10 protein-coding genes and 1 pseudogene are annotated in these 12,427 nt (G+C 36.9%); 3 read left to right on the forward strand and 8 right to left on the reverse strand.

Going from position 1 to position 12,427, the window contains the following annotated elements; genetic code table 11:
• Positions 1 to 186: 186 nt before the first annotated feature.
• The 6 genes from AB1A03_RS17010 to AB1A03_RS17035 are packed head-to-tail and all read right to left on the reverse strand — an operon-like array spanning position 187 to position 6,501.
• Positions 187 to 1,185, reverse strand: a complete 999-nt coding sequence (locus tag AB1A03_RS17010; RefSeq protein ID WP_354625778.1) for a diguanylate cyclase — start codon at positions 1,183 to 1,185, stop codon at positions 187 to 189.
• Positions 1,182 to 1,769: a chemotaxis protein CheB gene (locus tag AB1A03_RS17015; RefSeq protein ID WP_354625834.1), complete on the reverse strand. Its 588-nt coding sequence runs from the start codon at positions 1,767 to 1,769 to the stop codon at positions 1,182 to 1,184. The genes AB1A03_RS17010 and AB1A03_RS17015 overlap by 4 nt, the downstream gene beginning before the upstream one ends.
• Positions 1,769 to 2,605 (reverse strand): CheR family methyltransferase, encoded by an 837-nt coding sequence (locus AB1A03_RS17020; protein ID WP_354625779.1) that lies wholly within the window; start codon positions 2,603 to 2,605, stop codon positions 1,769 to 1,771. Before AB1A03_RS17020 ends, AB1A03_RS17015 begins: the two co-directional genes overlap by 1 nt.
• Positions 2,602 to 4,449 (reverse strand): response regulator, encoded by a 1,848-nt coding sequence (locus AB1A03_RS17025; RefSeq protein ID WP_354625780.1) that lies wholly within the window; start codon positions 4,447 to 4,449, stop codon positions 2,602 to 2,604. The genes AB1A03_RS17020 and AB1A03_RS17025 overlap by 4 nt, the downstream gene beginning before the upstream one ends.
• Complete coding sequence (locus tag AB1A03_RS17030; RefSeq protein WP_354625781.1) at positions 4,403 to 4,552, reverse strand: histidine kinase dimerization/phospho-acceptor domain-containing protein; 150 nt, start codon at positions 4,550 to 4,552, stop codon at positions 4,403 to 4,405. The genes AB1A03_RS17025 and AB1A03_RS17030 overlap by 47 nt, the downstream gene beginning before the upstream one ends.
• Positions 4,553 to 4,608: 56 nt before the next feature.
• Positions 4,609 to 6,501: a GAF domain-containing protein gene (locus AB1A03_RS17035; RefSeq protein ID WP_354625782.1), complete on the reverse strand. Its 1,893-nt coding sequence runs from the start codon at positions 6,499 to 6,501 to the stop codon at positions 4,609 to 4,611.
• Between the two features lie 248 nt (positions 6,502 to 6,749).
• Between AB1A03_RS17035 and AB1A03_RS17040 the strand changes: the two genes are divergently transcribed.
• Positions 6,750 to 8,927, forward strand: coding sequence for a Tex family protein (locus AB1A03_RS17040; RefSeq protein ID WP_354625783.1), 2,178 nt, complete (start codon positions 6,750 to 6,752; stop codon positions 8,925 to 8,927).
• Positions 8,928 to 8,937: 10 nt separating this feature from the next.
• Positions 8,938 to 9,642 carry a tRNA (adenine(22)-N(1))-methyltransferase gene (locus AB1A03_RS17045; RefSeq protein ID WP_354625784.1) on the forward strand — a complete coding sequence of 235 codons (705 nt, stop codon included), beginning with the start codon at positions 8,938 to 8,940 and terminating at the stop codon, positions 9,640 to 9,642.
• 4 nt (positions 9,643 to 9,646) lie between these two features.
• Here AB1A03_RS17045 and AB1A03_RS17050 read toward each other — a convergent pair whose 3' ends face one another.
• Together AB1A03_RS17050 and AB1A03_RS17055 are read right to left on the reverse strand one after the other, a co-directional pair.
• Positions 9,647 to 11,035 (reverse strand): hypothetical protein, encoded by a 1,389-nt coding sequence (locus tag AB1A03_RS17050; protein WP_354625785.1) that lies wholly within the window; start codon positions 11,033 to 11,035, stop codon positions 9,647 to 9,649.
• 20 nt (positions 11,036 to 11,055) lie between these two features.
• Positions 11,056 to 11,718: a DUF2913 family protein gene (locus tag AB1A03_RS17055; RefSeq protein WP_354625786.1), complete on the reverse strand. Its 663-nt coding sequence runs from the start codon at positions 11,716 to 11,718 to the stop codon at positions 11,056 to 11,058.
• A gap of 97 nt (positions 11,719 to 11,815) precedes the next feature.
• Here AB1A03_RS17055 and AB1A03_RS17060 point away from each other — a divergent pair.
• A pseudogene (locus AB1A03_RS17060) lies at positions 11,816 to 12,374 on the forward strand (DUF1415 domain-containing protein).
• Positions 12,375 to 12,427 lie beyond the last annotated feature (53 nt).

A 12,427-nucleotide genomic window follows, 5' to 3' on the forward strand; every position in this document is an offset into this window, starting at 1 on the left:
AATTACCATGTTGCTTAAAAATAAAGCAATCAAATAGTTAATTACGCTGCTATTTTATGTTCTAAGCGTTAGAAAAGAAAGCTAAACAGTTTGATAACGGCAATATAAGTCAGATATTGATGGAGGATGCCGAGAATTTAATCAAGTTAGTTTAGCGGATTATATTCTTAAGTTATTCATTTATCGTTATTTAGGCGCAATTTCACACAGTCGATAACAATTTCTACCCGCTTCTTTGGCTAAGTATAATTGTTCATCGGCGATTTTTAAGGCTTCTTCAACACTACTATCGACATCAGGAGTGAGGCAACATATTCCCACGCTAGTAGTTATATAATTTACATTTTTATTATACTCATGAACTATATTTTGGGATTTTAAGTTTTCTTGAAAACGTTCTACGACTTTGATTGTCCCTTCTTTATCCGTATTCGCTAAGCACATAATAAACTCTTCGCCACCAAAACGTCCGACAACATCCTCTGGGCGCATTGCAGAATTTTCCATGATCCGTGCAACTTCTTGTAATACTTCATCACCACGTAGGTGGCCATAATTATCGTTATACATCTTAAAGCAATCTATATCGAATAATACAAATGAGATTGGCAATGAATACCGTAAACAATTTTTCCAATGGGTTGTAGTAAAGCGGTCGATCCCCCTGCGATTTAATAATCCCGTCAGAGGATCTTCTATCGATAGTGATTCCAAGCGATCATTTTCATTTTTTATAAGTTGTAATTCTCTAATCGTCTCTTTTAGTTCTTCAGCCTGTTGTTTAATTAAACAAAATTGTTCAAAAAGATCCTTAAACAACTGGACTTTGCTACGTAAAACGATCGGATCGATTGGTTTCATCATGTAATCTATCGCACCGACTTCATAGCCCCTAAAAATAGCCGTTTCTTCTTTACTATATGCAGTAACAAAAATGATAGGTGTTGTTTTAGTTTTACTGATACTTCTTAGTACTTCTGCGGTTTCAAAGCCGTCCATGACCGGCATTTGTACATCGAGTAAAATAAGGGCAAAGGAGTGTACTGCACATAATGCTAATGCTTCCTCTCCGGAGTTTGCTGAAACTAAGTCAACATCACTTCCGGCAAGGATACTTTCAATGACAAAAATATTTTCTTGTATATCATCAACGACTAAAATTTTTATTTTATCTTTCTTTATCATTGCTGATCCTGCTTTTGTATTTTCAATTTTGTTGATAGTAATGCGCTTATTTCTGTCAAACATAACACACTGTTCGGGGTTAATAATCTCAACGCACTTTCAGGCATTTCTTTTGCGTAAGCTTCTGTTGGCGATTGTATGATGGTGTAGCCCCCATGATTTTTAATAGCAAGTAGTCCCTTCGCACCATCGCAATTAGCACCAGTTAACAACACACCAATTAACGTATCCCTGAATGCATCAGCCGCTGTTTCGAATAAAACGTCAATGGCTGGACGTGAAAAATTGACCTTTTCATCTCCGGATAATGAAAAAGTGTAATCTTTCTCAATTAAGAGATGATAATTGGGTGGGGCAATATAAATACGGCCCGGTAATATTTTTTCTTTATCCTGTACTTGTTGCACTAACATTGTTGCTTTTTCATTGAGAATATTAGCCAATTTACTATCATAATTAGGACTTAAATGCTGTACCACGATTACAGGAATAGTTAATTCTGTTAATTGTGCAAAGAGATAACTAAGCGCCTCTAATCCTCCTGCGGAGGTACCAATTACGATTGCCTGATATTGATGAGTCATCACAAATGTTTATTCATTTTTTGGTATGTTGGCATTTTATTGTCAATGGTGCTGTATTTAGGATAAATATCCGCATATTTAAGTGTCTCTTGGGAACCAAGACAAAGTACGCCATTATTAATTAAACTTTTATCAAACAGCTTAAATACTCTATTTTGTAGTTTGTTATTAAAATAGATGAGTACATTGCGACACACTATTAAATGCATTTCTGCAAAATCGCCATCGGATACAAGGTTATGGTGCGCAAAAATAATGTTTTCTTGTAAGTTAGAATTTAAAATAATTGATTTTCCATCGGTAATAAAATAGTCAGAAAAATCTTCCTTACCGCCCGCAGCAATATAGTTTTTTGAGTAACTTTTCATGATCCCAATCGGGAATATTGCTTCCTTCGCCACATTCAATATTTTATCATTGAAATCAGTGGCATAGATTTGAGCTCGATCATAGAGTCCTTCTTCTTTTAGTAAAATAGCCATCGAGTAAACTTCTTCACCGGAAGAGCAACCCGCATGCCATATTTTTATTTTCGGATAGGTTTTTAGAATTGGAACGATTTCGTTTCTGAGCATTTGAAAGAAACTAGGATCTCTAAACAACTCCGTTACATTGATGGAGAAGTCCGATAATACCCGCTCAAGGTAACCCGGTTGATGAAATAGTAGGTGTTGTAACTGTGATATCGAATCAAGCGAATCGGTAACCACGCGTGCTAGCAAACGGCGTTTTAGATGCGCTTTAGAATAGTTTCTAAAGTCATAACCAAATTGACGATATAGACCTTCGATTAGAAGGTCTAACTCGATATCTTGAACATCGATATTAGGCATCATGCTAACCACACTTTTAATACGGATAATAGTTTCTCTGTATCTATGGGTTTAGTGATATAGTCATTTGCGCCAATTTCTAAACATTTTAAACGCTCATTTTGCATTGCTTTAGCGGTTAATACGATAATAGGCACATCCTTACCTTTTGGTAAATGACGAATTTTTTCAATGGCTTGATAACCATCAACTTTCGGCATCATAATGTCCATTAAAATAATATCAACATGTTGGCCAGCTGCGATAAAATCAATAGACTCTTGTCCATTTTCAGCAATATCAACCTGTACGTCGAATGTTTCTAATAAACTTTTCATGGCAAATATATTTCGTTCATCATCATCGACAACTAAAAATCGTTTTCCTTTTAATAGGTTAACGTTTTCCGATGAAGGCAAATCGGTAAGCTCATCATCGCTTTTATGATTTAATTGATGTAAAAATAATGATATTTCATCTTTTAATCTATTAATACTTTTCGGACTTTTTAAAACAATAGTATTCGACAGGCTGCCAAAAGTTTGCATTTCAGCGTCACTGAGCACTTGATCGGAATAGATAATTACAGGCGTATTTTTATGTTCACTAAAGAGTCTTAAAAACGCCGCATTTTCAGTTGCATAAAGCAACTTATCGACAACCATACAGCCGACTGGTTCATCTTTTAATAAGCTTAGTGCTGATTGGACGGTTAACTCTTTCATTACCTTAAGCTGTCCAAGTTTACTAAAGTTATCAAAATTCTCGTTGCCACATTCACCGACGATTAATAGTGTTTGTGCATTTTCTTGAACATTATTTTCAATAGTCGCTAAGGTTTTATAGATGGTTTTTATATCGACTGGTTTCTTTAAGAAACCGATAACGTTATTAGGCAAATTTTCTTCTTTGATATTGTCTTGGCCACTGATGATATGTACCAATGCATTTTTAGTTGCTTCCATAACCTGTAATTTTTCAGCAACGAGATCGCCACTCATATCCGGTAAACCGAGGTCTAATAAAATAACGCCAGGGGCGAAACTTTCCGCTATGCTAAGCGCCTCATTACCACTATGAGCAATACGCGTTTCATAGCCCTTGTTGGTACTTAGTTCGCGCAATGTTTTGGCAAAATTCTGATCATCTTCGATAATAAGTAAGCGATTATTATGCTGTTTAGGCTCAACGACTGGTTGAGGAATAGGAGCTTCGCTATCTGGTATCGCTTTTAGTGCTTTTTTTACGGTGACAACGGGGGCATTCGCTGTGCTTTTTTTCGGCAATAATAAAGCAAAGGTAGACCCTTTGCCGAGAGTACTTGTAACAATAATCTCCCCACCTAATAACCCTGCAAGCTCTTTCGATATAGTCAGCCCTAAACCTGTACCACCGTAGTTTCGAGATGTTGTACCATCTTCTTGTTTAAATGCTTCAAAGATGATGCCTAATTTTTCCTGCGCAATACCCGATCCCGTATCATTCACTGCAAAAGCGACATAATCTCCCTCTTTGTCTAGTGTGGACAGTAAATCTCGTTCGTTGGCGGTGATAGGGTGTATCGATAAGGTGACTTCACCTGTGGAGGTAAATTTTATCGCGTTAGAGATCAAGTTCTTTAAAATTTGTTTCAATCGAGCTTCATCAGATTGAATTGGTTGCTGTAATTCACTACTTACGTTTGTTGCAAAGCGGATTTTTTTAGATTCGGCAACAGGTTGGAACATCTGCTCACACTCTTTAGTTACCTTATCAAGGTGCACGCTTTCAATCAGTATATTTAAATGGCCAGCCTCAACTTTTGACAGGTCAAGAATATCGTTAATAATCTTCAGTATCTGTACCTGATGAGTGAATAGTCTGTGCAAACTCAAGTTCTTTAGCTGATAGGGGTTGAGACCCTTTTTTACTGGAAAGCAGTTGTGATAGCACGATGATGCTATTTAATGGCGTTCTTAATTCATGGCTCATATTAGCAAGGAATTCAGATTTGTATTTATTAGATTGTTCTAACGCCTGTGCCTTTTCTATGATTTCCGTCTGTTTTTGAAGTAAAACATTATTTTTATTATCAATATCTTTCTTCTGCTGTTCAGTAAGTGGGTACGCTCTTCTAGCTCTTCATTGGTAACGCGGAGTTCTTCCTGTTGTACTTGCAATTGTTGCTGGGAATCGCGCAAATCTTTAGTTTGAAGCTCTAACTCGCCATTAATTTTACTCAGTTCTTCTTGCTGAACGGTCATTTCTTCTGTTTGTAGCGTTGTTTTTTCAAGTAAAATACGCATCTCACTGCGCATTTTTGTTGAATTCACGGCATTGGCAAGGGAAGTGGCTAATATATTAATGAGTGCTAAGTGGTCACTGGTGATCTCTTTAACAGAGGCAAATTCAATAATGGCCAAAACTTCATTTTCATATAGACAAGGTATAACCGCAATATTCTTCGGTTTGCTGCCACCTAATCCCGATTGAATAGTGATATAGTCATCTGGTGTATCATTAATAATAAACGCCTCTTTTTCAAGTAAGCACTGTCCGACAAGACCTTCACCCGAGTGAACTTTATTTATAACACTTTTACGATTGGAATAGGCATAGGTGGCACTCAATGATAGTTCATTTCCATCACGTAGATAAATGGCGCCCATTTGCATATTTAGCAGTTTACATAGATAACTTAATGTTTCTTTTGTTAACAGGGCGTAATCATCTTTGTCACGAATGATCTCATTGAGCGTATTTTTCGCCGTTTCAACCCGGTTTTGAAAATCAAACTCCTCAATCATCAATTTAAGTTTCGCCATAAATTTATTAAATGAGTTAGCAAGATGGCCTATTTCGTCATCTGTTTTTATATCAAGACGGAAATCGACATCAATTTCGCCCGTTGCAATATCAGTAAATGTACTATTTAGTGAATGTATTGGCGAAAGAATACGCGAAATGATTACCGCTGCTGCGATAAAACTGGCTATCACCACCATTACAATAATAAGCAGTAGTGTTTGCTGCATACCATTTAACGTAGCGGTTGCTTCTGTTTCATTAACCTCAACAACCAGACCGATTAAATAATCGCCTATATCTATAACGGTGTAACTACCGATAACCTCCATATCATGATAACTTTGGTAGATAGCAGTATCGGTAAAGTTAATATTGTTATCTCTAATATGTTTGCCAAGTGCTTGTGTCGCTTTTGTTGTTAATGTTTGTTTAAATGCACCACCTTGATTGTATAGATCACTCATGGTGTCGGTTAACAGTAATCCGCTAGCATCGACCATGAATACATCTTTCGTATCGCCCAGCTCCGCAGCGCCAGTGTCGATATAACGCGTTATACCATCGAAGTCGATGGGTAGAATAAACACCCCGACCAGGTTATTGTCGATATAAATTGGACGAGCATAGGTAATAATTTTAGTCAGCGTAACATCGGAGTAAAAAGGTTCAGAATAGGTCGCTTTTTTCGTTTTTAACGCTTTTTGCAAATAACTTCGTGATGATAAATCGGCGCCTAAGTATGAAGCTTTATTAGCGGCAATTATTTGCAATTTATTATCAACAACGACCGTATCAAGTGAAGTGATTAAACCCGATATGTTCGTCAACATCGAGTTCATAACATCTTGCTGTTCTTTCTTTTTTGATGGGGCGTCTAGTTGTTGTAAGGTTGCTAATTGCGTATCGAGTTGCAGTGTTTTAATGGTTAATTCAACTTCTTTTTCAATATTTGAAAATTGATTTTTAATCCCTTTTTTATAGTAATCCAATGCCATTCTATTTTTACGATATGTTTCTGCTGTTAATTCCTGTCCAGCTTTGCTAATGGTATAATAACTGACAATGATTAATGGTAATAACCCAGAGACGATAATAAGCAGAATAATTAATTGTTTAAAACCTAATTTGTTCATATTTGTATATATTCCATTAATGTAAACATTAGCAAGCGTGCTATTACTAATCGTTATTACATCCTATTGCAATAAATCTTACAATGGATAATTATTCTAAGATCTTCGCATATAATGAATCGCAAGGTAATTGGCGGATAATAACTCTGTGAACTGATCTTGTTAAATTTACTCATAATACATAGCGTTCAATAACTTGCTATGGTGAAATAGCCCTTAAACCGTTAATAACAAAGAAGTCCACATAAATGAATGACAAACATACTTCCTTAAATCTGCAACTTGCTAACGAATTACAAGTGACCATTAAACAAGTTGATTCATTTATCACCCTTTATGATGATGGTAATACCGTGCCGTTCATCGCGCGTTATCGTAAAGAGATGACAGAGGGGCTTGATGATACACAATTACGTTTGTTGGAAACGCGATTAATATATATGCGCGAGTTATATGAAAGACGTGACACAATCATCAAAAGTTTAGTTGAACAAAATAAGCTTACTGATGCGTTATCACAACAACTTAATGCGATTACCAGCAAAAATGAATTAGAGCGGCTTTACCTTCCCTATAAAAGTAAACGTGTTAGTAAAAGTGAACTGGCTATTGCTGCCGGTCTTGAGCCCCTTGCTGATATATTGTGGTTTCAAGATGATGGCAGTATCAACAATCACCTTGTTCGTAAATATATTAATCTTAAAGCGGGGTATACCGATCCACAATTGGTATTGGATGGGGCATTAGCCATTTTAATTGAGCGAATATGCCGCGACAGTATTGTTATTGACCTTCTTTACAAGCATCTTTTTTCGCAAGCCGCGTTGGTCTGCAAAGCCGCTAAAGGTGTCGATTTAAGTCATAGTAAATTCAAAGACTACGCCGATTACAGTGAGCGGGTTAATAAAATTCCAGCACATCGAATACTCGCGATAATGCGCGGCAAAACAGAGGGCGCATTACAAGTTAAATTAGAGAGCGATCCTGGAAAAGATAAATCCTCTACAACGAGTTACTGTGAAATATTAATCGCCCGCCATTTAGGTTTTTCATTAACGGCTATATCGAATACAAGCTGGCGTGCACAGGTTATTAAGAAAGCCTGGAAAGCTCGTCTACAGGGACAATTAGAGACACAAATTTTCGCTTATTTAAAGGAAAAAGCATCGGATAATGCAATCGATATATTTGCCAGTAACTTAAAAGAGTTGTTAATGGCTGCGCCTGCCGGTAATAAAGTGGTATTGGGATTAGATCCTGGTTTTAGGACGGGTTGTAAAATTTCTGTAATTGATGAAACAGGAAAGTTATTAGACTACGCAACTATCTATCCACATCCCCCTCAGCTTAACGTAAAACAAGCGCAGCAGAAACTAACGGAATTAATAGAGAAATATTCCGTTGATTTAATTGCGATTGGTAATGGCACCGCATCGCGTGAAACCGATCTTCTCGTTCGAGAATTAATACCGAACTTATCGCGTACAGTCACACAACTCATTGTTAGTGAAGCAGGAGCATCGGTATACTCAGCTTCAGAGCTTGCTTCACAGGAGTTTCCTGATTTGGACGTTTCCATTCGAGGGGCCGTTTCTATTGCAAGGCGTTTACAGGATCCTTTAGCTGAGTTAGTAAAAATAGATGCAAAAGCGATTGGGGTAGGGTTATATCAACATGATCTTAACCAAATGCAGCTCGCACAACGATTGCAAGCAGTAGTCGAAGATTGTGTTAATTCAGTTGGAGTTGATTTGAACAGCGCATCGGCATCACTACTAAGTTTTGTTGCAGGGCTTAACAGTACCGTTGCTCAAAATATTATCGATTATAGAGATCAACATGGGGCGTTTACTAACCGTAACTCACTTAAGAAAGTGCCTAGACTAGGGAATAAGGCATTTCAACAAAGTGCTGGTTTTTTACGCATAGCGAATGCAAAAAATCCATTAGATAATAGTGCCGTACATCCAGAGTCTTATCCTCTTGTAACCGCTATTGCAGAGAAACAAGGCGTGAAAATAGCAGCATTAATTCAGAATGAAACGATTCTTAATAAGCTGCAAGCTGAAGATTTTGTAACAGATAAAATAGGCTTATTAACAGTAAAAGATATCATAAATGAATTAATTAAACCGAGTCGAGATCCCCGTCCTACCTTTACCACAGTGCGTTATGCTAAAGGCATTGATAAAATAACTGACTTACAAGTAGATATGTTACTGCAAGGGGTTATATCTAATGTGACCAGTTTTGGTGCCTTTGTGGATATAGGCGTTCATCAAGATGGTTTGGTGCATATTTCTCAATTGGCGGATAGATTTGTAAGTGATCCTCTACAAGTTGTTAAACCAGGGCAAATTGTGCAAGTGAAAGTGACTCAAATTGATATAGATCGTAAGCGCATTGCTTTAACTATGCGCCTATAGGGATTGAGTCTTGAAGTTAAATAGATTAAAAAAGAGTGCACGTCTACAAACTATTGAGCAGTTAGTAACGTCAAATTATACCCATATATGGGATTGTTGTTGTGACCATGGTTTATTAGGGATTAATCTACTCAATGGTCAAGTCGCATCAACGGTGCATTTTGTAGACATAGTGCCTCGGATATTATCCGAACTGCAAGGTAAATTAGAAAAGTATTGGCAAGGTGATATCGATGCTTGGATGATTCACTGCACAGATGTGAAGGCCTTAGCATTTGATAATTATGGAAAGAGCGAGACGCACTTAATCATCATTGCTGGTGTCGGAGGTGAATTGATGATGGAAATTATCTCTTCATTGTTAGCAAAAATAGCCAATATTGATGCAGAATTTATTTTGTGTCCCGTTCATCATAACTATGAAGTGCGTCGATTTTTAATCGGTCATGGCATGGGGTTAATAGATGAACATTTGGTTTTCGAAAATAAACGTTTCTATGAAATTATGCATGTGTCGAGAAAGGCTAGGTCAAAAATCAGTTGTATTGGTGATAAAATGTGGGAATTACAGAATCCTTTACACAGGCAATATTTGCAAAAAAAAATAAAACATTATCAAACGTTAGTTAGTAATAGTAAATATGATGCTGATGATGTTAATAAAAGTTATCAAGCTTTACTCGATAAAGTGATGGATATCAATGAACGGCAATAGTTACTTATTCTATAGGAAGTTGTTTATTTAAGACAAATTCAATGCCATACAGTGACATTGCGGTGCTGGTGGCTTTATTTTGTTGTAGTGTTGCACCTAAACGAATCTCCTGTTGTTTTGCCTGTTCAATGAAACTGAGCAGCTCCTCGCCAGGGGTAGTTAATAATTTATGGCTAATGGATTCAGAGAATATTAAATCTGAGATAGGGTAATTTTTCAGCACATCAACGGAGAATTGTGTTTCATTTTTAATATACCAGTAAATTTTAAAATGCTGCAAACGTGCCATGACTAATACCGCAAAAATAGGTGAGGTACTTGGAATTGTTTCAGGTGAGTCAATATAGAGATCGATTTGAGATGCCTGACAGTTTAAATAGTCTGCTAACGCTGACGCTGATTTTTGTGATACCCCCTCTGGGAACCATTTATCTAAAACGAGCGCACTGATAACTCGGCGCACACTCTCTTTATTCGGCAAGGCTACAATTTGCTCTCGTTTCATCTCCTGCGAACAAAAATAGCTCTGCAGCTGTTGATCCTCTAGATTATAAATGCCAGATGCCCGCATTACATCGGGTGTTTCATTAATCCAATGCTTGACGTAAACATCACCACACAACAAAAGTAGCATTTGCTCCCATTGTTGCTGATTGGGTGTTGAATTAAGCGTAGCTAGGATGGTAAATCCGAAATTTACGGCTAGCTGTCTGGCAGCACGACACTGATTAGCACTTAAATCGCCAAACAAAATAAGTGTAGGGAATCTATTGTTCAGCGCTAAGTGCTTGAGAATACCGATAAATAAAATATTGGTTGTGGTCAAGTCTATGATAAGCAGTTGATCATTTATAATATTATTTTCAATTTTTGTACCATTAAATATCTGTAGCTGTGACAGCCCTGTTGCGGTTAATGCAGTTGATACCTTATTGTCTTCATTATTCGATATTAAGGTAACATGATAGTTCATTAACCATCGTTTGAACCAATATTCAATACGTTGAAACCACTTTAATAATTGGTCATGTAGTTGCTCACTATTTTGACAATGAATAAAAAAATCCAACTCAAAATCCATACTTGGCATTTTGCCAAGCCAAAAAATGGGGATATCTTGGCGCATTTTTAATAGTGTTGTTAACTTATTTAGTAGTGGGTGGGTGGTTATATTGTCCGGTAACACCAAGACACTTAGACGCGGGCTGGCACTGAGTAGTAGAATAAGTTCTTCAATGGTATTGGTGAAATTAATATGGTAGTTATCATGGTTAATATGTACTTTATAGGTGTAAACTGACAACTTTATGGTTTGCTGGGTGTTTATAGGTGACGTTAATAACGTTAACTCCTGTTGATCTAAAATAGCACTATTAAAGTTAGTATTTGCCATCACCAATCCCCGAAGGCGTTTTATGGTTGCTGTAATATGTTGGAGGGCAATTCTGGCAATGAGTCGCCATCATTTTTCGCACAAATCAGATATTCATTATGAAACTTAACATTTGATTTTGCGGCTCGCTTTTTATACAAAAATATATTTTCTGTAAAAGCAAGGTCGATCGCACATTGTTGCTCACCACGAAGATATAAAGAGAGTGGTTTTGTTAATATTTGCTGCTCATCGAAACAGTCATTAAGTTGCTGCACACAAACAATCAGTGAATTTTTGCCACCGCTATGACGGTTTAGTCGATCGCCCACAACGAGGTCTGTCGTAACTAACCAATCTTTTGACTCAAGGGCGGAGAATAATTGAATTAATTGGCTTTTATCTATATTTTTAACCTGATTCTGCTCATCTAAAATTTGCTTATAACAGTGTTGTAAATGAATAAATTGCTCTTTTAAACGGGCGTTTTTATTTAAACTACGTACCTGTTTTTGCCAATCTTTTAAAGTCTCCAATAATATAGAATCGAAGCGTTTATTCTTTATCGCCGTTGTGATCCAAGCAGCGAAGTAATGTGCTTCACTGAGCGCATTTTTAGGTGTTTTGCCAGTCGCTTGTGAAGCCGCTAAGTCAGTCAATGCACTATTAACGAGTGTATATATTTCCTGAGAAAAAAAAGCCATGTAAATCCTATCTGTTTAGACAAAATGAGACTATTTTAGCACTTTTATCTCAGTTGTTGCTATTATATTTAAAAACCAATTTTTAGGGTTCCTATTGATGTCAAATGATAAACAACAGTTAATTAATGCAACACAGGCATGGGTTGAAAAAGTCGTCGTTAAATACAATATATGCCCCTTCGCGCGGCAAGAAGTAGAACGAGGCTCAATTCGCTATAGAGTGGTTGAAAGTAGTGATGTGGCTTCTGTATTAACATCATTAATAGAAGAGTGCTTTTATCTTACTGCTAACGAGGACACAGAAACAACCATTATGATTTTAGCCAATGGCTTTGAATCTTTTGATTATTTTCTAGATCTCACTGATTTAGCCAATGAATTACTCTACGAGCAAGATATAGAAGGCATTTACCAGCTAGCCCATTTTCACCCAGATTACTGTTTCGCTGGCGAACCTGCTGACGATCCAGCCAATTATACTAACCGTTCACCTTATCCAGCGCTGCACATCATTAGGGAAGCTACAATGGAAAAAGCATTGAAAAACCATCCCGATCCCCAATCAAATCCCACAACGGAATATACAATTTTCACGTAAAAAAGGGCGCGAATTTTTTATAAAATTACTCGAATCATGCCACAAAAATGAACGTTAACGCTCTATCAGAATCAGTTATTATAATTTAGCAATGGCGCGATACGTTGAAAT

It is taken from the genome of Psychromonas sp. MME2 (assembly GCF_040566515.1).
GTDB lineage: Bacteria > Pseudomonadota > Gammaproteobacteria > Enterobacterales > Psychromonadaceae > Psychromonas.

Excerpts from the sequence above, each read along its gene's own strand:
- AB1A03_RS17010 (WP_354625778.1), bottom strand. The coding sequence starts at position 1,185 with ATGATAAAGAAAGATAAAATAAAAATTTTAGTCGTTGATGATATACAA.
- AB1A03_RS17015 (WP_354625834.1), bottom strand. The coding sequence starts at position 1,769 with ATGACTCATCAATATCAGGCAATCGTAATTGGTACCTCCGCAGGAGGA.
- AB1A03_RS17020 (WP_354625779.1), bottom strand. The coding sequence starts at position 2,605 with ATGATGCCTAATATCGATGTTCAAGATATCGAGTTAGACCTTCTAATC.
- AB1A03_RS17030 (WP_354625781.1), bottom strand. The coding sequence starts at position 4,552 with ATGAGCCATGAATTAAGAACGCCATTAAATAGCATCATCGTGCTATCA.
- AB1A03_RS17035 (WP_354625782.1), bottom strand. The coding sequence starts at position 6,501 with ATGAACAAATTAGGTTTTAAACAATTAATTATTCTGCTTATTATCGTC.
- AB1A03_RS17040 (WP_354625783.1), top strand. The coding sequence starts at position 6,750 with ATGAATGACAAACATACTTCCTTAAATCTGCAACTTGCTAACGAATTA.
- AB1A03_RS17050 (WP_354625785.1), bottom strand. The coding sequence starts at position 11,035 with ATGGCAAATACTAACTTTAATAGTGCTATTTTAGATCAACAGGAGTTA.
- AB1A03_RS17055 (WP_354625786.1), bottom strand. The coding sequence starts at position 11,718 with ATGGCTTTTTTTTCTCAGGAAATATATACACTCGTTAATAGTGCATTG.